Raw genomic sequence first — 22,203 nt, 5'->3', positions numbered from 1 at the left:
ATAACACTCCACCACACTTATTTTACTCTCACATAATAAGCGCAGTTCTTTATCATCATGAATGAACTGCAGGGTATAAAGCATCACAACATAGTTTTCTAAAAAGCTTATCCCTTGAGTAATTTTCGTGAGCTAAATTTAATATACATTCTGTGTCTATCTCTTGAATTCTATCCATGAAGTCGATCAGCTTCCTGGCGCTCTTTTCTGGGTTTCTGCATAGCACCAGGCCAATCCCGTTATCCCTGATCACGTCTGCTTGCCAACCACCGTGGTTAATGATGATGGGTTTACCGGCAGCCAATGCGTCGAAAAACTTATTTGCTGAGTTATTGTAAAGCGCGGGAATATCCCTTACTACTGATAGGCAGGCGTCAGAAGCTTTCAGATAAGGAATCAACTCGGCCTTGCTCATAGCGGGCAAAAGGACAACTTGTTCAGCGAGCCCTTCATCCTGTACTCTGCGCTGAAGGTGGGGCTTTTCCTGTCCATCTCCAATCAAAATAAATTTAATATTTCTTCCTAGATCTTTTAGATGTACGGCAATATCCAGCACATAGTCCAGATTGTTGACGTAGCCGAATGTCCCTGCATAGATGCAAAGCCTGACTTGGCCGTGCTGGCTGAAAAGCTGCTCAGCTACATCTGAGCTTACCTCCTTCGAAAACTCCTTGATGTCACAGGCATTAGGTACCACAACGATTTTTTCATTTTTAACCCCCTTTTTAATTAGTTCGTCGCGCATGCCTGTAGACAGAACCACAATTTTTTTTGAGGCTTTGTATACAAAGTGCTCAAACCGATAAAGAACTTTGATTAGTAATTTTGATTTTATTATGCCCAGTTCAACTGGAATATCGGGCCAAAGGTCTCTAACTTCAAAAACCATAGGGACACGCCTAAACGCTTTATAGATCAGTGCAGGTACAGCAATAGTCAACGGTGTGCTGGATGCATAAATAAGATCATGCTTGCGCAACTTCATTACATATACAGATGAAACTATCATAAATAATAAAAAAGCAACGATTCGCCGAAAAAAACTCATCTGGTTCACATACTCTATATGAATCGCATGTACTTTTATCCCGTCGATGTCATGCTGGCTAACTAATTGAAATCTTGAGTTTCGGGCTACCGGAAAGAACGCCGTCGATGTAACGAGATCAACAGAGTGTCCAGCTTCAGCAAGGCGCTTCCCGAATTGATATGAGCGCACCCCTCCAGAGTTATCAGGTGTCGCAAAGTATTGGTGTAAATAAAGAACTTTCATATCAGTATGCATTTTTCATTAAAATTTGCGCACGTGATTGCCAAGAATAATCTTCTACTGGGTTATTGCCCTCAAAGATTAGGCCTTCTGGGAAATGCTTAAAGACATTAAGAATGGCATCAGCGATGCTTTCCTCCCGACTCGGGTCACAAGAGAACCCAACCATTCCCTCAGGATAAAGCCCATCAATGCCCTGTCCATGACTAAATACCACAGGTACGCATTGGCTGATCGCCTCAAGGTAGGTGAGGCCAAAAGTTTCCATGAACGATGGCATGATTAACACTTGATGTTGTCTCAACAATTCTTTGATGCACTGCTTGTCCTCTGTTCGGGAAATGAAATCAACACGAGACCGTAGCACCTCGGGAATCTCACCGTAGATAGCAGAGAACGTTGAGTATTCACCTCCAAGTACTGTAAATGTCGCGTCGTTGTCATCGGCTATTTTAAAGAACGCTAGAATAGCGCGCTTAATATTTTTGTTGGCGTTGATTTCGCCAATATAAATACCACTCCGTGCCTTCGACCTCTCTGGAGCTGAACTGCAGATGGCGTTACTAATCCAATATTCATCCAAGCCATTGGTAACTAGCAGTGTTTTGGGCAAATCGTTTGCGTACTTTGCTTCAATCGTTATCTTGTGTGCAGGTGAAATGAAGATAAGACATTGCGCATTAGCTATGACTCGCCGAGTCATCCACCGCCAATGAGGAAGAAAGCGCTCAAAGACACTGACATCCGTAGTGCGAATACTCAGTACATAAGGTATTTGGTATTTACGACTCAACCAGTAAGCTAGATAGCCATCTGAGTACAAAGTATGAGCGTGGATAACATTACATCCTTGAAGAATATCAGCCCGCTTTTGGTCACGGTGAAAGCTTAAAACCAGCCGTAGCAGTTTATAAAGAAAAGATAACCGGGTGAACCTATCCAAACTTTTAACGTAAATAATTTTAATTTTCTTTTTGCTACTTAAGTTTTTACCTTCATGGTGATGTTTTCGCACTGGCACCCATACATACTGTTTACTTACACGCTCCTCTGAATCTAAACTCTCGAAAAGCTTCTTATAAACAAGAGAGCCGACATAATAAGAACATATATGCAATATTTTCATAATATAATTTCAAGTAATTAAAAAATACTACGCCCTGATTACATTTGGCTCGTTATTTCTATATTTACCTCTAGCATCAATAATTAATTTTGCGTTTTCCTGCAAGAACTTCAAATCAAAAGAATCATGATCTGTAGCCAATACTATTGCATCAAATTTTTTCAAACTTTCCTTTGTTAGTGGATCACTGGTTAAGTCAAAAAAATGATTTCTCATCTTAGGAAAAGCTGGAAAATAAGGATCAGAGTAAGCGACATTTGCTTTTTTATTTCTTATTAATTCCATAATTGCAACCGAAGGAGACTCACGAACGTCTCCTACATTTTTCTTGTATGCAATTCCTAGCACAAGTATATGGCTACCTTTTAATGGTTTACCCACATCATTCATTCCTCCAACGAGCTTATCGACCACATAATATGGCATAGCACGATTAACTTCACCTGAAAGCTCTATAAAACGAGTGTGGACGTCATATTCCCGCGCTTTCCAAGTCAAGTAAAAAGGGTCGATCGGTATACAATGCCCTCCCAACCCTGGGCCTGGATAATAGGGAGTAAACCCAAAAGGTTTAGTTGCAGCTGCATCTACAACTTCGAAAATATCAATGCCCATTTTATCAGCCACAATCTTCATTTCATTTACCAGGCCAATATTTACTGCGCGATGTATATTTTCTAAAAGCTTGGTCATTTCTGCTGCTTTGGCTGAACTTAGAGCCACAACCTTATCAACTGCTTGCTCATATAGGGCAACACCAACTTCCTTACAACTGACAGTCTGGCCACCCACTATTTTAGGGATAGTCCGTGTTTCATAATCAGGATTACCTGGGTCCTCACGTTCAGGAGAATATACAAGAAATATATCCTCACCAACTTCAAGCCCTTTCCCTTGTATTCTTGGTAGTAATTCTTCTTCAGTTGTACCAGGATAAGTTGTGCTCTCAAGCGAAACAACTTGACCTTTTCTCAAATATGGCAACAATGCTTCCACGGTATCAATGACATAACTAATATCTGGTTCTCTGTATTTATTAAGAGGTGTCGGCACACATAATATAATAGCATCTAACTCTGAAACTCGACTAAAATCTGTTGTAGCTTCAAACCCTGTAGCGCAAGCTTTTTTTATTTTTTCTTCAGATATGTGGCCTATATAACTCTCTCCAGAGCTTAATGCATCAACTTTTTCCCCATCTATATCAATACCAACAACCTTAAAGCCCACCTCGTTATATCGCAACATTAAAGGCAAACCAACATAACCTAGCCCTACCACACCTATATGCGCTTTTTTGTTAACAAAAAGATTAATTAATTTTTTCTTATGACTCATATATTTTTCCTTTAAACTCAAGATATATAAATGCTTTACATAATCGCTTAAATCACGTCAAACCAAAGTTTTAGCTGAATTCTTATATCTCTATGCATGCGTATGTTTTGTATTGTATTTAATTTATACATTACAGATCAAACACGGCAAAATTGTAGACTTATCGCATCATGAATATAACTAATGACGATGATTAGTGACCAAGCACTAAGCCCAGTGCTGCAGTAGGTGGATGCATGTAGATAGTCTGATCGACCGTCAAGTCTGGCTCTTACAAGGTCTATCGCTTTTTTAGCGCGTCTTCCCAGCGGCTATCGCGCTGTACAAGTACAATAAAATATGGGTTGAGCACGCTTTCCTGCTAATTACAGCTTAGTGGCTCCAGGGGAGTGCGTTGACTTCTCCATCTGCGGCTGTGACCACGGGCTGGGCGGCAGCGATATCCCATTCACAGGGGGTCAAGCACGGGTATAAATCAGCTTGGCCTTCCGCTACCGAACACGGTTGAATCGAACCCCCATACTTAAGCGTTCGTGCTTAGTCAGGTCCGCGCATAAGGCTTAAAATGCACACCTACCCAAACCAGTGCAAACACCGAGAGGCTGACGCAGCGCTCGGTTTTATAGCAGGCCATCCAACACCAAGTTGGTACTGGTGCCAATCAGCGTGCAGGTGCCACCGATGATCACCGCATAGCTCAACGGCAGTAGCAGCTTGCCCGGGGGAAGTTTTAACGTACAGCCCGTTCCTGTATTGCGGGTATGAACATGGCGACTACGTTGGTGGTGGTGTTCATAAAGGCGCTAAGCCCGGCAGCAAGCAGTTACACGTGTAGCTGGGGCTGGGCTTGGCTTAGCCGTGTGGTTTGACCGTACAGGCGGTGGGCCAGCCATTGAATCGCCCCGATTTCGTACAGCCCAACCGCTACCACGTAAAGCGTGGCAAAGGTAATCACTCCACGCTTGGCAGGGGGCTGATGACCAGGCAGGCAGCCTAAAATCGCATCAGGGCAATGCCGGTTATCGCGAAGTGCAGCTAAGGTGACAACCATCACCAAGAGAGTAATTATCGCCGAGACTTCGATAGTCATGGGCTCCGTTTTCAAACTTAGCCATCTAAAAAATATTCAGCCACGCTACCGCCCAGGGATTGTTCCGGACGTTTCCCTTGCCCTAGCCTTATGTAGCAGCATTTGGTGTGCCAACGGCGCGCTCTAGTACGTCATTTGCTGCACTCGATCACTACGATTTTGTTACAATGTACGCTGACTCTGAGTTTAGACAACCTCCTGGGTTAACTCATCCTACCGCAAGGAGTGACATGAGCCTTTACTATAGCCAAACCAGCACAGAGTGCGCGCAATGGTAACTTATTCAGCGTAAGGGGGGCGAGTCTTTCCGCGCGGCGGGGCAGTTGGGAAACCAGCACTATCATGTTTCCCCCCAGTGTTGGCAATGTCGCAAGCAAGCTGGTGTGGCTCACCGAAACGCTTTTCCATCATTACTTATTTATTGAGCTTGACCAAGTGGTCAGCAACTGGCGGCCAATTCGTTCTACGCGGGGTGCATTGAGCCTAGTGGCCTTTGGCGACCAACCTGCTACCATCCCCACTCACCTCGTGGAGACATTGCGCCAACATAGCGTTCAGGATGAAGCATCAAAAGAGGTATATTTCTAAGTTGACGATGCCGGGCAAGCCAACGAAGGACCATTCAAAGGTCAGCTTGCACAGCTCACCGATCCAAAATGCTGGGGCCGCGCCCTTCCCCTTCTTACCTTCTTAAACCGCTCCCGGTCAGTGGAAGTTCCCATTGCGCATTGCAGAAGCCATAACGGACAAAGCCACCGAAAATGTTAATCTTTCGATGGCTTTCAAGAACGCTAGGTTAAGCATTTACATCGTGCTTCGCTTACATCGTTCGTCGCTTATTTATAAACCGGCAGACGCTTACAAACCTCAGCCACTTTATCCAGCACCTTCGCTTCGATGGCGCTGGTGTCTTCGCCTTTGGCCAGTACATCGAGAATGTCGCAGATCCAGCCAGCTAGCTGGCTACACTCTTCTTCACCAAAACCACGCGTGGTCACCGCAGGGGTGCCAATACGCAGGCCAGAAGTTACGAACGGGCTTTGCGGGTCGTTAGGAACGGCGTTTTTGTTCACGGTGATGTGGGCACGACCCAAAGCGGCATCGGCATCTTTACCCGTTACGCCCTGCTTGATCAGCGAAAGCAAGAAGAGGTGGTCCTCGGTGCCGCCAGAGACGATGTCGTAGCCACGGTCGATAAACACGTTGGCCATTGCCTTGGCGTTTTTAACCACCTGCTGCTGGTAGGTTTTGAACTCTGGCGACATGGCTTCTTTGAAGCACACCGCTTTGGCTGCGATCACGTGCATCAAGGGGCCGCCCTGGCCGCCGGGGAAAACCGCTGACTGCAGCTTCTTCTCGATATCCGCGTCGTTTTCAGCAGAAAGAATCACGCCACTGCGTGGGCCGCGTAGGGTTTTGTGGGTGGTGGAGGTGACCACGTGGGCATGAGGCAGCGGGCTGGGATAAACACCTGCAGCTACCAATCCAGAGACGTGGGCCATATCGACCAGCAAGTAAGCGCCTACTTCGTCAGCGATCTCGCGGAACTTGGCCCAATCGACAATTTGTGAATAGGCTGAGAAACCGGCAATGATCATTTTGGGCTTGTGCTCGCGAGCAAGCTGGGCCACTTGGTCGTAATCGATCAGCTCTTGATCATCCAAGCCGTACTGAATGGCGTTGTAGTGCTTGCCCGAAAAGCTCGGCTTGGCGCCGTGGGTCAGGTGGCCACCGGCATCCAGGCTCATGCCTAAAATGGTATCGCCGGGCTTAACGAGCGCTTGGAACACGGCGCTGTTGGCCTGCGAGCCGGAGTGCGGCTGTACGTTTACGTAGGTAGCGCCGAACAGCTCTTTGGCGTAATCAATGGCCAGGTTTTCAGCGATATCGACGAACTCACAGCCGCCGTAGTAGCGCTTACCGGGGTAGCCTTCGGCGTATTTATTGGTCAGCTGGCTGCCCTGGGCTTCGAGTACGCGGGGGCTGGCGTAGTTTTCGGAAGCGATCAGTTCGATGTGGGCTTCTTGGCGCTCCACTTCTTTCTGCATGGCATCAAACAGCACATCATCGAATCCGGCAATTGTCATATCGCGGCTGAACATCGGCGGGAACCTCGTAACGAGAAAGGGTCATCATGGGAGAAGCGAGGGCGCTATCATAACGCAGCCTGACGCGACTTTCATCGCATCCGCGTCAGGTCGTGCATGAGTGTGATTCATGTACTGACTAATGAAGTGTCATCGCGAGCGAAGCGTGGCGATCTCGGGGTTTCCCATCAATTTGCATTTTCTTTCCTGCGACAAAATACTGTATATTTATACAATATTTAAAAATCAGGATGCCGACGATGCCGGGGCAGTCAGTTCACTTTATTCCAGCCTTGCCGTTAAGCTCCCAGCCGCTGCCTTATTTAACCGTTACGGGCCGCGCTGGTTTTAGCGGCTTTCCTTCGCCTGCGCAGGATTACGAGCCGCGCACGCTAGACCTTAATACACGGCTGGTTAAAAACCCCACCGAGACGTTTTATGTCACCGCGACGGGCGACAGCATGGAAGGCTGGGGGATTTTCGATGGCGACTTACTGATCGTTGATCGCGGTATCAAGCCCCGCTTGGGTCATATGTTGGTGGCAATGCTGGAGGGCGAGGTGCTGATTAAACGCTACTCGCTTTATAAAGAGTCACCGCACCTTTGCTCCGCTCACCCAGCCTACCCGCCGCTACCGCTTGAAGGCTCCGACTGTCAGCTCTGGGGCGTGGTGCGCGCGGTGGTGCACGAGTATTTACGTTAAACAGGTGGGGGCGATGATTGGTCTGGTGGATGCAAACAACTTTTATGTCAGTTGCGAACGCGTTTTTCGGCCCAGGCTTGAAGGCAGGCCCGTTGGGGTGATGTCCAACAACGACGGTTGCGTGATCGCCCGCTCTGCAGAGTTGAAAGCGCTCGATATCCCTATGGGTACGCCCGCCTTCAAGCTTGAAGGGTTGCGCCAGCGCGGCGAGATCCATCTGCTGTCGTCTAACTATGAGCTTTATGGCGACATGTCGGCGCGCCTGGCTCAACTGCTGCGCGATGCCTGTCCAGAGATTGCCCCCTACTCCATAGATGAAATGTTCGTCTATTTAGACGGTTTCACCAACGACCAGTCTGAGGCATTGGGGCGGAAGCTACGTCAGCGTATTCGCCGGCATTTGGGATTACCGGTGTGCGTGGGGCTTGCCCCAACCCATACGCTTGCCAAACTGGCCAATCACCTTGCCAAGCAGGACCCTCACTACCAAGGCGTTTGCTTGCTTAATGGGCAGGATCACACCACGGAGGCGCTGCTAAAACGTACTCCAGTGGGCAGTGTGTGGGGCGTCGGCCGACGCCTAGCGGAGCGTTTGGCCATTGGCGGCGTTAACACCGCCTGGGACCTGCGGGAAAGCGATGAAAAGCAGCTGCGCAAGCGTTTCTCGGTGGTGCTGGCGCGTACCGCGCTCGAGCTGCGTGGCACGCCCTGCATGGAGATGAACGCGCTGGATCAGCCGCGCCAGCGTATCATGACGTCGCGTTCTTTCGGTCAGCCCACCGGCGTTTTTGCCGAAGTGCATAATGCGCTGCGTCGCCACGCGCAGCGTAGTGCGGAAAAACTGCGCGAACAGCAGAGCATGGCCCGGGCGGTCATGGTATTTCTCAATACCAACCGCCACCGGCGCGACCAGAAGCAGTACTTCCCCAACGCAGTGATCGCCCTGCCCTCGCCCAGCGACGACACCCGGGTGATCCTTGATGCCGTTCGTCAAGGGCTTGAGCAGATTCACCGCCCTCGCTACCAGTTTATGAAAGCCGGGGTGATGCTGATGGATTTGGTGGACGCCGAGCAGCACCAGCTTTCGCTAATCAATCCACCCACCCGGGATCGTCACCCGTTTTTGATGGCCACGGTGGACCAGATCAACCAGCAGATGGGACAAGGCACTATTAGCTTTGGCATGACCAACGCCCCCGCCGCCTGGCAGTTACGCTGCGCCCACCGTTCAGACCGCTATACCACGCGCTGGGATGAATTAATGAAGGCAGGCACTCACCCCGGCGCTATTGATGCGTGTACTTCACGGACGTAACCGCTACCCTAAGCGACCAAATGCGTAGGAAATGCGGTTCTCATGCCCCTCTCTCGGCCAGATAAAGAGTACGCTCCGGCCCCTGGCTTAGCGCAACGCTGGGCTAGCCGCTATGTACATCGCTATTTACGCCGCCAGCCAGCACTTGATTCCCCCGCCCCCTATGCCCTGAAGCGGGCACGGCGCTGGATCATTGTCTGGGCAGCGCTTGCTGGCATGATTTCCGGCACGCTGATTGGTGGCGCCGAGTGGTTTATGCGTGAATTTGCCACTGGCCACTGGGCAGCCATGAGCCTGCGGGAACAACTCCCCTACTGGGCGTCCTATCTGGCCTTCGCAGGTGCCGTTACCGCGCTGGAAATTGGGTTTTTATACTGGAATGCGCTTCGCGGCGTAGCGACGATAACGCGCTTAGCGGGATTACGTTATGGCCAAACGGATACTCTGGAGCCCGATATTCAGTTAACCGTTCACGGCATTTCCCGTGCGGCCTTGGAGTACCCCAGCCCCGGTAGCCTCATTTATGGCGTAGATCCACACGCCTATCTGCACGGCTGGAAGCTAACCTTTAGATCACTGATTTACCGATTAAAAATCAGCTTGAGCAGCTTTTTGTTGCGTCTGCTGCTGCGCCGTTTATTGGGCCGATTGACACTACGCGGTTTTCTACCTGTATTAACCGGGCCGCTATATGCCGTGTGGAACGCTTGGATTGCCGCGCGCATTATTCAAGAAGCCTACTTACAGGCGCGTGGCCCTGCTCTGGTGAAACATTTAATGGAAACGCTGGCTGACAGCGACGAACGCACTCGACGCTTGGTAGCCAAGGGGGTGGGCGAGCTTATTATGCGCAATCAACACCCACACCCGAACCTGGTGCTGTTGTTGGCTCGCCTGCTGGATAGCCTGCCTGAAAAACCCCAGACGATTGACGTTGATTGGTCCGCTGCTTTACAGGGCTATGCGTCACTGACGGGCGAGTCACGTAAAACGCTGCTCCACACGCTCACCCAGGCGGCGCTGCTTAGCGGCACCTTCCGTGGTTCGCGCAAAAAATTCTTAGCCGAGGTGTTTGCGACCTGCCAAACGCCGCTGCGCAATGAGGATATAAAAGCACAGCAGCGGCGTTTGCTATCGGGACAGATGCCGTAAAGGGTAGATGCCGTAGAGGATTACGTCTTTTTTAGCACATGGCGGAGCCGCGGGCTTAGGGTTTCGCCAAGCGCCGCCATGGCAACCAGAATCGCCAGCAGCCAAGGCCAATGGGCAGCAAACGAGACCTGATATACACCCAGGGCATCGACAAAAACCACCACAATGCCGAGTGGGCTAACGTAGCGCACCATGGCAATCCATAGTGCGTAAGGTAGCGGCGCAAGCCCGAGTTCTTCGCGGAAGGAGTCGCTCTTTAATACAAACCCCGCCAGCACCACCATGCCCAGGCCACCCAGCGGCATCATCCAGCGCGATGTCAGGTAGTCCAGCCAGTCGAAAAAGGTTTTGCCTGCCAGTGTCCAATCCGCGCCCAGGTTAAACGACAGCATCGCCAGGGTGCTGATCAACCACAGCACAATGCCGGTACCCCAAGCGGCTGCCGGGCGTGAAATACCTTTGTTATCGCACAGCCAGGAGACCGTGGCTTCGACCATGGAAATAGCCGAGGTCAACGCCGCCATGGAAAGCATCAGGAAGAACAGAATGCCAAACAGCGTGCCCAGCGGCATCGCCTGGAAGGCCAGCGGCAGGCTCATAAAAATCAGCCCTGGGCCTTCACCGGGGTTCGTGCCGTTGGCGAAAATAACCGGGAAGATCGCCAGCCCCGCCATCAGCGCCACAACGGTATCGGCCACCGCCACGCTGACCGTGGTGCGGCCAATCGAGGCACCCTTGGGCAGGTAACTGCCGTAGGTAAGAATCGCCCCGGAAGCCAGCGAGAGCGTAAAGAACGCGTGGCCAAGCGCCGCCAGCAGGCCCTCGCTAGAGAGGCTGCCCGCGTTGAACGAGAACAGGAAGTTCACCGCTGCGCCAAAGCCGCCGGAAAACATGCCAAAGCCAATCAGGATCACCAGCATGATGACCAAGCCCGGCATCATCCAGCTTACGCTCTTTTCAATCCCCTTCTGTACGCCCTTGCCCACAATCAGCATGGTGAGCAGCGTCACCAAGGTACTCCAGGCACCGAGATTCAGCGGATTGGCGTTATTGGCCCCAAATACGGCAGCCATGTCATCAACGCTGCTGCCTGCCAAACCGCCGGTGAGCATTTTCCATAAATACGAAAACGACCAGCCCGCCACGACCACGTAAAACGACAGGATCATAAAACCGCAGAGCATGGCCATCCAGCCAATCAACGACCATGCCGATGAGTGGCCAGACTCATTGACCACGCGTCGAATAGCATCTACCGGGCTGCCGCGGCCACGCCGCCCAAAGGCGATCTCGGTCATCATGACCGGCACACCCACGGCAAAGATACAGGCTAGATACACCAGGACGAAGGCACCGCCGCCGAACTCCCCGGTGATATAGGGGAATTTCCAGATATTGCCCAGCCCAACGGCAGAGCCGGTAGCCGCCAGCATAAATCCCCAGCGGCCTAGCCATTGGGTGCGAGGTTGCCTAGAAGAGGTCATTTGCCCATTTACCCTGTCAGAAAAAGGCGCTCATCCTAAAGGATTTCACGGGCAATGCCCACTCAGCCCTGTTCCTAAGGGCTAGACGCTATTCCTAAGGGCTAGGCGTACACCGAGGCTTTGGCTGCGGCATCCAAGCGCTGAGCGGTTTGATCCACCTTGCGTAAACAGGCCAGCAATACGGCGCCAAGCGTCACAAAGCCGCCCGCCAACCACAGCCCAACGCCATAGTGGCCGGAGGCTTCCGCCAGCATACCGGTTAACGCCGGAGCGCATATCTGGGCGGCACCGTATGCGAGCGTCATCTGCCCCATTAATCGAGCAGGGCTGGCGGGATAGAGCCTGCCCGCCATGGTCAGCACTAAGCTGACACAGCCAAGGAAAGTGCCGCCGTAAAGCACGGCGCTTAGCAGCACCACTGCGGCATTCGCGGTAATGGCTGGGAGCACAATACCAATAACTTGAATGCTCATAGCGATCATCAGTGCCATTAAGTAGCCTACTCGACGGGCGACTAAATCCCATAGCATGACGGCAGGAGCGGCGGCTAAACCGGCCAGGGCGAACGTCCAGTTGCCCATCCCCGACAGCAGTGGTTCCCGCTCGACGATGGCGACTAGGAAGGTAGCGCTGATCACATAGCCATAACCGGCGCAAAAGTAGGCGGCGAGCATCCAGCGCATAAAAGTACGTGTCGGCGGCATAGCGGTTCGGCTACTCGCCAGATGAGCCCCCTCTAACGGCTTTTCCGGCCGTGGCAGCCAGCGCCAGGCAGGCACCAGCAGCACGGCACCCAGCAGGCTAAAGCCCCACCATTGGGTTTGCCAGCTAAAGGAAAGCTGGAGCATCATCTCCACTGCCACGGCCGCGACAATCATGCCTAGCCCCAAACCGGCAAAATGAATTCCCAGCTCGCCGCGCTGACGATGTTGGATTAACCAGTGAAGAATCAGCCCTGACGCTAATAGCATTGCAGCGCTGCTTGAAAGACCCGCCAGAAAGCGCAACCCTGCCCAAACCCAGAAGTGATCGGTAAGCGCCATACCCGCCGTGGTGAGCACGGCCAGAATTAGCCCGCAGCGAAATAGCGTGTCTTTGATATAAATACTGTGAATAGAGGCGGCCAGCACGGCCCCCAGCATATAGCCCGCGTAGTTAACCGCCGCCAGCCAACCGCCATCGGCATCCCCCATCCAGGTCTGCTGCTGCATCACCGGTAGCAATGGGGTATAGGCAAAGCGCGCGATGCCAACACATAATATTTGGCTAAAAACGCCCGCCAGCAGCACTTTGAAGCGCTGGGCACCTAGCGTTGCGGAGGTCATGGGGCTGCTCCTTAGCGGCTCTTAAGAGACGACATAGCTATTTAACGCCGTAGCTATTTAACGGCTTAGCTATTTAGCGACGGCTATCGTTATATTAATTAGCGTGCGTATTGTGTCGTCATAGTAAGGTGTTTCGGGCAGCGGGTCATGACCACCTAAGTCGGGGGCGTGGTTAAAAAGATCTAGCTCGAATTAACCTCCATGCTTAGCAGCAAAAACGACAGTGTTTTGCCATGCCCATCCAGGTTGAGCGCGCCATTAACGCCCCCCTGCAGCACGTCATCGATCACGAAGTTCATGCCCGCCAAATTAGGCAGAGGGTAGCGTCGCACTCGGCTGGCACCGCGGTGGGCAAACAGCGCCAGCACCCGCTCCTCGGTTACCTGGTCCAGCAAGGTGGTGTAGTGGTTTGGGTCATAGGCAAATAACGCCACATTCAGCCGCTCGCCCTTATCACCTGCACGGGCGTGGGCGAGTTGATGAAGGCTAACCGAGGAATGCGGGTGCACCGCCGTTTGCGTGTGTTCAGCTTGCAACATAACGTTCACTCCTGCGTTCGCCGAAAGGCGACGATTCAAACAGCGTGGCATGGGCATGAACGTCGCTACGCTTGACAAGATATGAGGCGGTAAACACTCGCCGTTGAAACTGGCGCCGCACGCCGCCACCGCCCGCAGGTCCGGCGCAGTAGAGCGCCAATAGCTCCTGGGTGGCGCGGGCTACCCAGCGCCGCTCGCTGTGTTCGGCCGCCAGCCGCAGCCGATAATCGCCGCTGCTAGAAGCTGAAGCGCTACGCTGAAGCTCGCCGCTATCGCTATCAAACACGCTGGCTAAACCAATGATATCCAAGCGGGTACGCAGCTCCGCGGGAGCGCGAAACACCAATCGTTCACGCAGTACCTGCGCTGCAAGCTGGGCTCTTGCCAAGGCATTCGGCCCTGCATAGGAAATTTCCGCCTCGCCCTGCCAGCCACCTTCGTAGCACACGGTGGTTTTTAATCGCTCTGGAGCAGGCTTGCCGCGAATTCCCGTCACCGCCACGCGGTTGGGTGATAACTGACGTACCTCCGCGTGGGAAAGATCCACCGTGACATCAGGAGTAAGGTAATTAGCCGGGTCATGCACTTCGTAAAGCAGCTGTTCTTTGACCGTCTGCTCGGTAACACAGCCACCGGTGTTGGCAGGCTTGGTAATAATAAGGCTGCCATCATGCTCTACTTCGATAATCGGGTAGCCCACCGTGGCAAGGCCCGGAACGTCTTTAAAACCGGGGTCAGCAAAGTAGCCGCCGCTCACTTGGGCACCACACTCGGCCAGGTGCCCCGCCATCATGCCGCAGGCCAGGCGATCCCAATCGTCCCAACGCCAATCGAAATGGTGCATCAACGGCGCCAAAAACAGCGCCGGGTCGGCAACACGCCCGGTGACCACGACATCGGCTTGCATGGCCAGCGCTTCGGCCAGCGCCTTGGCACCCAGGTAGACATTGGCTGAAATCAAGGCGTCATCGCCCGGCATCTCCAGTCGCTCGGCCTCCCAGCGCTCTAAATCCAAGCTATGTAGCTGTTGACGGATATCGTCACCATGCACCTGGGCAATGCTGAGATCTGGGCGGCCAAGCTGTGTGGCCAGCGCCGCAATTACCTGGCACGCGCCACCGGGGTTGGCGGCACCAAAGTTGCCTAGAATTTTAATGCCGTGATCAAGGCAGTCGCGCAGCACCGGCGCCAGCAGTTCGTCTAATAGCGGTTCAAACCCGCTTTCGGGATCTTCACGCATCGCCCGGTGGGCTGCCGCTAATGTCCGCTCGCCCAGGGTTTCAAATACTAGAGCCGAGGGTTGCTGCCGCTTGATTAACTCTGCCACCACCGCCACGGCCGCATCGGTACGGTCGCCGGAAAAGCCCGCCCCGCTGCCTAATAAAAAGCTCATAGCTGTGTCTCCTTGGCCTGAAGAGAGGGGTGGTCGCCTGCGACAGACGCCAGCTCGTCTCTCAGCAGCGAGCGGCGGCGTATAAACAGCCCAATGATCAGGGCTAGCGCTGCCAGGGTGGTCAGCCAGCCGGGCGTCAGCGCCAGACCAATCACCGCGATCAGCGCAATGACATCGATCAAGCGTTTGCCCGTCATGGCTACCCGCGACATCAGGGCGGCAAACGCCATCACGAACACAACCCCTTGGCAGCTGGCCAAGACGATCTCCAGGGCAGAACCAAACCCCGCCAGGGCCGGGTAGATCAGCAGCAGGAAGGGAATAACGTAGATCGCCGCCGCCAAGCGCACTGATTCAACCGCCGCCGGTAGCCAATTGGTGTCGGCGATGCCCGAGGCCACGAATACCGCAATGCAGACCGGCGGCGTAATCACCGACAGGGTGGCGAAGTAGAAAACGAACAGGTGAGCAATCAGCGGCTCGACACCGATGGTGGTAAGCGCTGGCGCCAGCACCGACGCCACCAGCACATACGCTGCCGTGGTTGGTATCCCCATGCCTAAAATCAGGCACACGCCGCCGACGATAAAGGCGACCAGGAACAGCGACTCCCCGCCCACCGTGACGATCAAGCTGGCTAACGTCACACCGATGCCGGTCATACCGATCATGGCAACGAGAATTTGCGCCCCAGCCAGCAGCACGCCGATAATCACCATGCCTTTGCCTGCATCAACCAAGCCTGCTACTAACTTACCGACAATCTCGCGCAGCGACATCTTGGCCATCAGCGCAAAAGGCACGAACGTCAGCACGGTCATCAAGATGCCGTAGAACGCCGACATTTGAATCGAACGGCCGCTAAGCACACCGTAAAACAGCCCGCCTAATGCGGCCAGAATGGGAATGATACGTTCGGCCCGCATCACGTCTGACCAGCTTGGTAGCTCATCATCGGGTACGACCTGAAGTTGGCGGCGCTTGGCGACCAAGTGAATGGTAACGAATACGCCCAGGTAAAACAGAATGGCCGGTAGCAAAGCGGCGAGCGCAATACGCAGGTAACTCTCGCCGAGAATTTCCGCCATGATGAATGCCGCAGCGCCCAGAATCGGCGGTGCGATTTGGCCGCCGGTCGAGGCGACCGCTTCCACCCCAGCCGCGAAGGGTCGTGGGTAGTTCAAGCGCTTCATCATCGGAATAGTAAAGTTGCCCGTGGTGGCCACATTGGCCACAGCGCTGCCGCTGACCATGCCAAACAGCCCGGAGGCTACGGTGGCCACCTTAGCAGCACCGCCCGGCGAGCGGCCGCTAATACGCAGCGCAAGATCCATAAAGGTATTGCCGCCCCCGGTATGCAGCAACAAACAGCCAAACAGCACGAAAGCCGCAATGGTGGTGCCGGCCACGCCCACCAGCATGCCCCACACGCCCAAGTCACCGAGGTAAATGGTTTCGGTCATGTAGTAGAGATCAAAGCCGCGGTGGCCAAGCGGCCCTGGAATGGCGGCCCCAAACCACGCATAGGCTAGCCCCACTAACACCAACAGGGGAAAAATAGCTCCAATGGCGCGCCGCGAAAGCTCCAGAATGGCCACCAGCAGTACGCCGGTCAGCAGCATATCGCGAGGAGTTGCCCAGGGGAGCTCGACCAGAATTTGTTCGTGGTTAAGCGCCACATAGCTACAGGCAAATACCACACCCACTGCCAGCACCGCATCAATCACTATACCTAGCGGGCGCCAGCGCTTGCCTGCGCCTAACGGATAAACGGCAAGCCCTAGCAGGATGACCAGCGCGAGAAAGATACTCCGCTGAATTAAGCTCTCGAATGGCCCAGTGGCGGAGGTATAAAGGATTAGCCCACCCAGCAGGAGCGCCAAGCCTTTGGTGACTGTCTCGCGCATGATCATTTTCTCCGATGTGCCTTACTGGACTGGCTGCAAGGCATCGGGGATGTCATACCCCTGCTCTTCGAAATAGCGCGCAGCGCCGGCATGAAGCGGCACGGTGCCAACCTCCAGAGTCATCTTCGCCATATCCGCATCCTGCATGGCCGCAAAGGCGTTAACCTGCGGCTCTGGGTTTTCCATCACGGCTTTGACGATTTGATAGGCAGTCTCGTCATCCATGTCTGGATGAGCATGCACAGCGACGCCGAACGCCCAGGTGGTGTAAGCAGGAATACCCTCTGCAGCCCCTTCAGGCACATCAACAATGGCGACGTCGGGCATTTCAGTGCGTAAGGTGTCGGCTTCTTCGTCGTTTAGCGACAGCACGCTTATCGGTGTGAAAGTGGCAATATCCATAGAGGAGCCATCCAGGCGCTCTCCGACGCCCGACTTAACCGACCCCATCACCCGGCCATCTTTCATGGCGTCGACCATATCGGTCGTTGAGCCGCGCACGTAGTCAGGTTCGATGCCGAGGGTACGCATCACCGCTTCGGTGGTTTTCTCAGTGGCTGACCCGGTTATCCCTGGGTTGAAGCGCACACCGTTTAAGTCAGCGAACGTTTCCACCTCGGCATCCTGGCGCATTACGGCATTCTGCGGTGCCACGGTGTAAACCCATAGCAAGCGGCTATCGACGGGGCGGCCTTCAAAATCTTCCTCACCCGCGTAGGCGTGATAACCCGTATTGGTGGTGACCAAGCCCATATCGATTTGGTTGCGGCCTAAACGGCGTAGGTTATCCACGGTGGCACCGGTTTCCGCAACGGAGGAACTCACCCCTTCGACTTGGTTATTAATGATTTGGTTAACCGCGACAAAGTAGCTGTAGTGGCTGGAGGAACTGGAGGTTGAACCAATCAGCAGGCGCTCATCGGCATGGGAAGTGGCAGCAGCAAGCATCGCGGCGCTTGCCACCATGGCGGTCAGTAGCGTTTTCATTGTGTCTCCGAAGCTCGCTTTGCGAGCTATTGTTATTGTAGAGCGGTTTTTTATCTAAAACGGTGATCGCGACGCTGTTTGCATGCGATAAAGCAAGCATGGTCTGCCGGGTTAATTTTGTATATTGAATAGTTTTTAATTTATGTTTTACTTTATAAATGAATCCAAGCATCCAGCAGTTGCGTGTTTTTGTTGCCGTCGCCCATTCGCGCAGCCTTGCAGAGGCCAGTGAGCGGGTGCACCTTTCCCAACCGGCAATCTCTATTGCCCTGCGTAAACTTGAAGAGAACGTGGGCGGTGCACTATTTGCACGCACCACGCGCCAGCTCGCACTAACACCGGAAGGCGAAGCCTTTCTGCCCGTCGCCGTGCGGCTTTTGAATGATTGGAATGAAGCCTTTGAGGATCTCAACGACCAGTTTTCAAAACAGCGCGGAAAGGTAACGGTGGCCGCCCTGCCCACTCTGGCGGCAGGATTATTCCCGCGGGTCATTAAACTTTTTCATGAGGCTTACCCACGCATCAACCTCAGCCTGCACGATGTGCTGGCCGAACAGATCAATCAAATGGTGCGTGAAGGCCGCGCCGACCTGGGGCTTTCGGTGCCGCCCAGCGATGCTGACGACCTCACCTTTGAGCCCGTACTCGAAGATAGCTACGTCGCCGTTTGCCCCTGTGGGCACCCGCTATTGACGCAATCGACCGTGGCCTGGAGCCAGCTCGCGACTTATCCGTTTATCGGTATCAATCGTCTTTCCAGCTCGCGCCAGGATATTGACCGTATTATGCAGAGCGTCGGCGAACGGCTGGATATCTTGTGCGATGCGCGCCAGATCGCCACGGTGGGTCGCATGGTGGCTGCGGGATTGGGCATTAGCGTGCTGCCCTCGCTCAGTTTTCGTCAAATTGCCGCTGATGGTATTGAACACCGCCCGCTGGTGGAGCCAACCATTCGACGTGAGCTAGGCATTATATTAAGCCGCCATCATCCTCCTTCTGCTGCCTCTAGCGCGCTGCAACAGCTAATTCGGCATCACCAATAAAGGCGTTCTACAAATCAGCGTTTTTGCTACTGCTTTCTCTACACGTCGGGCGGGAATCTGGCAGACTAGAGGTGATGAATATCCACCTAAATGAGTGAGCGACAACGATGAGCGATAGTGCAAAACCCTGGACGCAACCAATGCCCGACGCGCAGTTCAAACTGATGCGCGATATTCTGGCCGCCCCCAGCCCAGTAGGCCTGGAAGCCGCCATGACCTATGGCGTGCTCAAACCGCATTTTGAGAGCTTCGCGCCCAAAAGCTGGCACCTTCACCAGTTCAAGGGCAACGCAGGCGTTGTCTTGGACACCCACCCTGACCGCGACGATATGTTCAAGGTCATGATCATCGGCCATGCGGACAAAATCCGTATGCAGGTGCGCTCGATTGGTGAAGACGGCAAGATCTGGATCAACACCGACTCCTTTCTGCCTACCGTGCTGATCGGCCATGAAGTGAAGCTGTTTAGCGAAGACCCCGATGCACCCGGCAGTTATCGCTGCATTGAAGGCGGCACGGTAGAAGCACTGGGCGCGATTCACTTCTCCGATCCTGCCCAGCGCGATGGCAGTAAAGGGCTGAAAAAAGAGCAGATCTACCTGGATTTACAGATCCACGGCGAAAATAAAAAGCAACAGGTGCTGAACTTGGGTGTTCGCCCCGGCGATTCGATTATTTTCGACCGCCCTATCCGCCCAGGCTTTAGCCCTAATACGTTCTACGGCGCTTACCTGGATAACGGCCTAGGCTGCTTTGTGGCCGCAGAAGTGGCGCGCCTGATCGCAGAAGCAGGCGGTACCCAAAACGTGCGCGTACTGTTTGCGATTGCCAGCTACGAAGAGATTGGCCGTTTCGGCAGCCGCGTGATGGCAGGCGAAATGAAGCCGGATGCTTTGATAGGCGTCGATGTAAACCACGACTATGTGGCTGCGCCCGGTATTGGCGACAAGCGCATGCAGCCGCTGGAAATGGGCAAAGGCTTCACCATGGCGGTGGGCTCAATTGCCAGTGAACAGCTCAACCGGATTATCGCTACCGCCGCTAAAGAGCAGGACATTCCGCTGCAACGCGATATTGTCGGCGTGGATACGGGTACCGATGGCATGGCAGGTGTATTGGCGTCTATCGATAGCGCCGCCACCTCGATTGGCTTCCCCATCCGCAACATGCACACCATCTCCGAAACCGGCCACACGCAAGATGTGCTGGCGGCTATTCACGCCCTCACGCATACCCTGCAAGCCTTGGATGCCATACCTGACCTACAGCGTGAATTCCTGGATAACCACCCGCGCTTAGACCAAGCAAGCCCGCTTACTCACCAAGGCAGCGATAAGCCGGACAGAGAGGGTGATGACAGTAAAGATGAGAATACAGAAAGCGAGCAAAGCACTGCGAGTATCCAGAGTGGAGAAAGTAACTCCAGCAAGAAAAACAAGAAGAAAGCTAAAAAATAAAACAAGCGTATAAAAAAGAAGCCCCGGCCATTCCCTGGCTGGGGCTTTATCAAACCTTCCTTGATTACTCTTCACAAACATCCTATTTGTGCGTCCATGAGCGTAAGCCTTCCTAGCTTAATCTTCCCTGTTGCCGCTTCCTTGTGGTATATGCTCACAGTGAACCTTAAAACGGTCTATTTATCTAACCTATGTTATTAAAATCAAAAAAATTTATCTTTTTTTCACAAGCTCAAGGGTACCTATTTAAAACACGTTTTTGTTTTTTATATGGCGCATATAGCCGGCAGCGCTATACTTTTAAAAGTGTCGGCAACGATACTGCTCTACACGGACGTTACCACGCCTGAACCATCATCTAACCCACCGGTAGGAGGTCAGCGTGCGCGATATTATTATTACCAATAGAGTCAATGGCCTGGATGTCATCTGTCGTCATTGTGGCAACTCAGAGTCACCCAGAACCCCGTTCTTGAACCGCTTCCGTTTAGAAGGCACCGGCAAAAATAGCACTACGGTACGCTGTCTAAACTGTCAAACTGCGGTTGAAGTCCCCCTGAATGAGTTAAGCTCGCTTTACTATCACTATGCCTGTTAAAGAAACAGCTTGTTCAAGGGTGGTTTGTTATAAACCCATGGGTAGTCTGGTAGCGCAGCTGCCCTTTCATCAACATAAGCAATGCATAGTTAGTAAAAAAAGTTAATAAACAAATTAACAAAAAAGTTAATAAAAACGTCATAATTACTTAATTAATATGTTATCTATTTTGGGGTAAAAAAACCGGCCATTCCTTGGCCGGTTTTTCATTAATCTTCCCTGATCTTGCACCACAAACATCCTGTTTATGCATCCTTGTGTTACACAAGCCATCCTTGCTTGTTCTTCCCTGTCGCGAGTTCCCTTCGCTGTGTGCACACAGTGCACTTTATAAAAGGTGGTTTATCTAACCTGTGATATGTAGCGGGAAATAAATTGTTTTATAACGACTTTTTGGATTTTAAACAGCCTTTTAGCCAAGCAGATTTTTGACGCCGATTTTTATAACAACATTTTCAGCGGCATCCATAGCCCCATCAGTATCATGGCGATGTTTTCCGTTAGCGATACAAACCCTAGTGGTACATTGCTGCTTCCGCCAACACAGGCGCATTTCAACTCACGCTTATCCACATACACGGCCTTAAAAACCGATACCGCACCCACCGTACCGATAAACAGCGCCAGCGGGGCTGCCAGCCAAATCAAAGCACCTGCCAGCATTAACACCCCCGCCAGGGTTTCTGCGTAGGGGTACACATAGCTGTACGGGATATAGCGCTGAGCCAACAGGTCGTAGTTAAGAAACATCGTGCTAAAGCTTTCTACATCCTGCAGCTTCTGCAAACCTAGCAGCACCATGGCTGTAGCCACCGCATACTCTGGCATTCGAGCTGCCACTAAGGTGCCGTTGGCTACCCAGCTAACCGCCAGACCAATGAGCAAAGCGGTAACAAAAATCGCCACCACCGGCCGATATGAGGTCTCTTTCGCGCTAGGCACGCTCATGCCTAAATACTCACGCACCTCTTCATAGCCGCCAATACGTTTATCGCCGATATAGGTTTGTGGCGTTGTATCGACACTCTCCTGGGCCTTGAATGCATCAATTTCATCCCGGGAGGTAAGCGGATGGTCGTCAACCTGATAGCCTTTCCGCTTTAGCAAATCGACCGTTTTCATCCCAAACGGACAGAGATGTTCTGCCGTCTTCATCCGATAGACGCGTGCCGTCTCCATGTTACTCATCTCCTTGTTGCCCTTATAAGAACGTGGCTACTTTGCATAAATAACCTATTGCCCTATAAGGGTAGTCAGGATCTAGGTTTTGTACGAAAACGGACTGCGCTCGGCCATGCGGCGTTAAAAAACGGCTCAAAATGCTCATTTACACCCCGTAAACTCCGCTTTTTCGCCGTTTTTTGCCTTGCCTGACCTTCGCTCGCCGA

General features: G+C 52.9%; 19 protein-coding genes. 6 read left to right on the top strand and 13 right to left on the bottom strand.

Going from position 1 to position 22,203, the window contains the following annotated elements; all coding sequences use genetic code 11:
- Positions 1 to 55: 55 nt before the first annotated feature.
- The 5 genes from QEN58_RS06065 to QEN58_RS06045 all read right to left on the bottom strand — a co-directional run bounded on the left by QEN58_RS06065 (position 56) and on the right by QEN58_RS06045 (position 4,824).
- A complete protein-coding gene (locus tag QEN58_RS06065) occupies positions 56 to 1,273 on the bottom strand; it encodes a glycosyltransferase family 4 protein (RefSeq protein WP_280106236.1) in 1,218 nt (405 codons plus the stop codon).
- A 1-nt stretch (position 1,274) separates the two neighbouring features.
- Positions 1,275 to 2,396: a glycosyltransferase family 4 protein gene (locus QEN58_RS06060; RefSeq protein WP_280106235.1), complete on the bottom strand. Its 1,122-nt coding sequence runs from the start codon at positions 2,394 to 2,396 to the stop codon at positions 1,275 to 1,277.
- A 27-nt stretch (positions 2,397 to 2,423) separates the two neighbouring features.
- Entirely contained in the window at positions 2,424 to 3,734 is a 1,311-nt protein-coding gene (locus QEN58_RS06055; protein WP_280106234.1) for a nucleotide sugar dehydrogenase, read from the bottom strand.
- A 372-nt stretch (positions 3,735 to 4,106) separates the two neighbouring features.
- A complete protein-coding gene (locus tag QEN58_RS06050) occupies positions 4,107 to 4,196 on the bottom strand; it encodes a hypothetical protein (protein WP_280106233.1) in 90 nt (29 codons plus the stop codon).
- Positions 4,197 to 4,557: 361 nt separating this feature from the next.
- A complete protein-coding gene (locus QEN58_RS06045) occupies positions 4,558 to 4,824 on the bottom strand; it encodes a hypothetical protein (protein WP_280106232.1) in 267 nt (88 codons plus the stop codon).
- Positions 4,825 to 5,166: 342 nt separating this feature from the next.
- Between QEN58_RS06045 and QEN58_RS06040 the strand changes: the two genes are divergently transcribed.
- Complete coding sequence (locus QEN58_RS06040; RefSeq protein WP_280106231.1) at positions 5,167 to 5,412, top strand: transcription termination/antitermination NusG family protein; 246 nt, start codon at positions 5,167 to 5,169, stop codon at positions 5,410 to 5,412.
- A gap of 248 nt (positions 5,413 to 5,660) precedes the next feature.
- Here QEN58_RS06040 and glyA read toward each other — a convergent pair whose 3' ends face one another.
- Positions 5,661 to 6,926 (bottom strand): serine hydroxymethyltransferase, encoded by a 1,266-nt coding sequence (glyA, locus tag QEN58_RS06035; RefSeq protein WP_280106230.1) that lies wholly within the window; start codon positions 6,924 to 6,926, stop codon positions 5,661 to 5,663.
- 245 nt (positions 6,927 to 7,171) lie between these two features.
- On the opposite strand from glyA, the gene QEN58_RS06030 reads away from it, so the two are divergent.
- Genes QEN58_RS06030 through QEN58_RS06020 form a run of 3 tightly spaced genes read left to right on the top strand, consistent with a single transcriptional unit; the run spans position 7,172 to position 10,082 of the window.
- The gene (locus QEN58_RS06030) at positions 7,172 to 7,615 is read left to right on the top strand and encodes a LexA family protein (protein ID WP_280106229.1); all 444 of its coding nucleotides are present in this window, start codon (positions 7,172 to 7,174) and stop codon (positions 7,613 to 7,615) included.
- A gap of 13 nt (positions 7,616 to 7,628) precedes the next feature.
- A complete protein-coding gene (locus tag QEN58_RS06025; protein ID WP_280106228.1) occupies positions 7,629 to 8,930 on the top strand; it encodes a Y-family DNA polymerase in 1,302 nt (433 codons plus the stop codon).
- Between the two features lie 42 nt (positions 8,931 to 8,972).
- Positions 8,973 to 10,082 carry an LBF_2804 family protein gene (locus QEN58_RS06020; RefSeq protein WP_280106227.1) on the top strand — a complete coding sequence of 370 codons (1,110 nt, stop codon included), beginning with the start codon at positions 8,973 to 8,975 and terminating at the stop codon, positions 10,080 to 10,082.
- 20 nt (positions 10,083 to 10,102) lie between these two features.
- Here QEN58_RS06020 and QEN58_RS06015 read toward each other — a convergent pair whose 3' ends face one another.
- The 6 genes from QEN58_RS06015 to QEN58_RS05990 all read right to left on the bottom strand — a co-directional run bounded on the left by QEN58_RS06015 (position 10,103) and on the right by QEN58_RS05990 (position 17,717).
- Positions 10,103 to 11,566, bottom strand: coding sequence for a sodium-dependent transporter (locus QEN58_RS06015; protein ID WP_280106226.1), 1,464 nt, complete (start codon positions 11,564 to 11,566; stop codon positions 10,103 to 10,105).
- Between the two features lie 101 nt (positions 11,567 to 11,667).
- On the bottom strand, positions 11,668 to 12,891 hold the full coding sequence (locus tag QEN58_RS06010) for a YbfB/YjiJ family MFS transporter (RefSeq protein WP_280106225.1): 1,224 nt from the start codon (positions 12,889 to 12,891) through the stop codon (positions 11,668 to 11,670).
- A 182-nt stretch (positions 12,892 to 13,073) separates the two neighbouring features.
- Positions 13,074 to 13,430: an AtuA-related protein gene (locus QEN58_RS06005; protein ID WP_280106224.1), complete on the bottom strand. Its 357-nt coding sequence runs from the start codon at positions 13,428 to 13,430 to the stop codon at positions 13,074 to 13,076.
- Positions 13,417 to 14,823, bottom strand: coding sequence for an acyclic terpene utilization AtuA family protein (locus tag QEN58_RS06000; RefSeq protein ID WP_280106223.1), 1,407 nt, complete (start codon positions 14,821 to 14,823; stop codon positions 13,417 to 13,419). The genes QEN58_RS06005 and QEN58_RS06000 overlap by 14 nt, the downstream gene beginning before the upstream one ends.
- Complete coding sequence (locus QEN58_RS05995; protein WP_280106222.1) at positions 14,820 to 16,730, bottom strand: TRAP transporter permease; 1,911 nt, start codon at positions 16,728 to 16,730, stop codon at positions 14,820 to 14,822. The genes QEN58_RS06000 and QEN58_RS05995 overlap by 4 nt, the downstream gene beginning before the upstream one ends.
- Positions 16,731 to 16,751: 21 nt before the next feature.
- The gene (locus QEN58_RS05990; protein WP_280106221.1) at positions 16,752 to 17,717 is read right to left on the bottom strand and encodes a TAXI family TRAP transporter solute-binding subunit; all 966 of its coding nucleotides are present in this window, start codon (positions 17,715 to 17,717) and stop codon (positions 16,752 to 16,754) included.
- 158 nt (positions 17,718 to 17,875) lie between these two features.
- Here QEN58_RS05990 and QEN58_RS05985 point away from each other — a divergent pair, with 158 nt between their 5' ends.
- Positions 17,876 to 18,760: a LysR family transcriptional regulator gene (locus tag QEN58_RS05985; RefSeq protein ID WP_280106220.1), complete on the top strand. Its 885-nt coding sequence runs from the start codon at positions 17,876 to 17,878 to the stop codon at positions 18,758 to 18,760.
- A gap of 107 nt (positions 18,761 to 18,867) precedes the next feature.
- On the top strand, positions 18,868 to 20,217 hold the full coding sequence (locus QEN58_RS05980; RefSeq protein ID WP_280106219.1) for a M20/M25/M40 family metallo-hydrolase: 1,350 nt from the start codon (positions 18,868 to 18,870) through the stop codon (positions 20,215 to 20,217).
- A 1,039-nt stretch (positions 20,218 to 21,256) separates the two neighbouring features.
- On the opposite strand, the gene QEN58_RS05975 is transcribed toward QEN58_RS05980, so the two are convergent.
- Positions 21,257 to 21,994 (bottom strand): glutaredoxin, encoded by a 738-nt coding sequence (locus QEN58_RS05975; protein ID WP_280106218.1) that lies wholly within the window; start codon positions 21,992 to 21,994, stop codon positions 21,257 to 21,259.
- Positions 21,995 to 22,203 lie beyond the last annotated feature (209 nt).

The sequence above is a fragment of the Halomonas alkaliantarctica genome (assembly GCF_029854215.1).
In the GTDB taxonomy this organism is placed as follows: Bacteria; Pseudomonadota; Gammaproteobacteria; order Pseudomonadales; family Halomonadaceae; genus Vreelandella; species Vreelandella alkaliantarctica_A.
The sequence above is the reverse complement of the archived record's forward strand: the minus strand, read 5'-3'. Positions and strand labels throughout refer to the sequence as shown.

Bases quoted from the DNA above. Each gene is read 5' to 3' on its own strand.
- QEN58_RS06020 (WP_280106227.1), top strand. From the start codon at position 8,973: ATGCCCCTCTCTCGGCCAGATAAAGAGTACGCTCCGGCCCCTGGCTTA.
- QEN58_RS05990 (WP_280106221.1), bottom strand. From the start codon at position 17,717: ATGAAAACGCTACTGACCGCCATGGTGGCAAGCGCCGCGATGCTTGCT.
- QEN58_RS06040 (WP_280106231.1), top strand. From the start codon at position 5,167: ATGTTTCCCCCCAGTGTTGGCAATGTCGCAAGCAAGCTGGTGTGGCTC.
- QEN58_RS06005 (WP_280106224.1), bottom strand. From the start codon at position 13,430: ATGTTGCAAGCTGAACACACGCAAACGGCGGTGCACCCGCATTCCTCG.
- QEN58_RS06015 (WP_280106226.1), bottom strand. From the start codon at position 11,566: ATGACCTCTTCTAGGCAACCTCGCACCCAATGGCTAGGCCGCTGGGGA.
- QEN58_RS06045 (WP_280106232.1), bottom strand. From the start codon at position 4,824: ATGACTATCGAAGTCTCGGCGATAATTACTCTCTTGGTGATGGTTGTC.
- QEN58_RS05985 (WP_280106220.1), top strand. From the start codon at position 17,876: ATGAATCCAAGCATCCAGCAGTTGCGTGTTTTTGTTGCCGTCGCCCAT.
- QEN58_RS05995 (WP_280106222.1), bottom strand. From the start codon at position 16,730: ATGCGCGAGACAGTCACCAAAGGCTTGGCGCTCCTGCTGGGTGGGCTA.
- QEN58_RS05980 (WP_280106219.1), top strand. From the start codon at position 18,868: ATGAGCGATAGTGCAAAACCCTGGACGCAACCAATGCCCGACGCGCAG.
- QEN58_RS05975 (WP_280106218.1), bottom strand. From the start codon at position 21,994: ATGGAGACGGCACGCGTCTATCGGATGAAGACGGCAGAACATCTCTGT.
- QEN58_RS06000 (WP_280106223.1), bottom strand. From the start codon at position 14,823: ATGAGCTTTTTATTAGGCAGCGGGGCGGGCTTTTCCGGCGACCGTACC.
- QEN58_RS06065 (WP_280106236.1), bottom strand. From the start codon at position 1,273: ATGAAAGTTCTTTATTTACACCAATACTTTGCGACACCTGATAACTCT.
- QEN58_RS06025 (WP_280106228.1), top strand. From the start codon at position 7,629: ATGATTGGTCTGGTGGATGCAAACAACTTTTATGTCAGTTGCGAACGC.
- glyA (WP_280106230.1), bottom strand. From the start codon at position 6,926: ATGTTCAGCCGCGATATGACAATTGCCGGATTCGATGATGTGCTGTTT.
- QEN58_RS06010 (WP_280106225.1), bottom strand. From the start codon at position 12,891: ATGACCTCCGCAACGCTAGGTGCCCAGCGCTTCAAAGTGCTGCTGGCG.
- QEN58_RS06060 (WP_280106235.1), bottom strand. From the start codon at position 2,396: ATGAAAATATTGCATATATGTTCTTATTATGTCGGCTCTCTTGTTTAT.
- QEN58_RS06055 (WP_280106234.1), bottom strand. From the start codon at position 3,734: ATGAGTCATAAGAAAAAATTAATTAATCTTTTTGTTAACAAAAAAGCG.
- QEN58_RS06030 (WP_280106229.1), top strand. From the start codon at position 7,172: ATGCCGGGGCAGTCAGTTCACTTTATTCCAGCCTTGCCGTTAAGCTCC.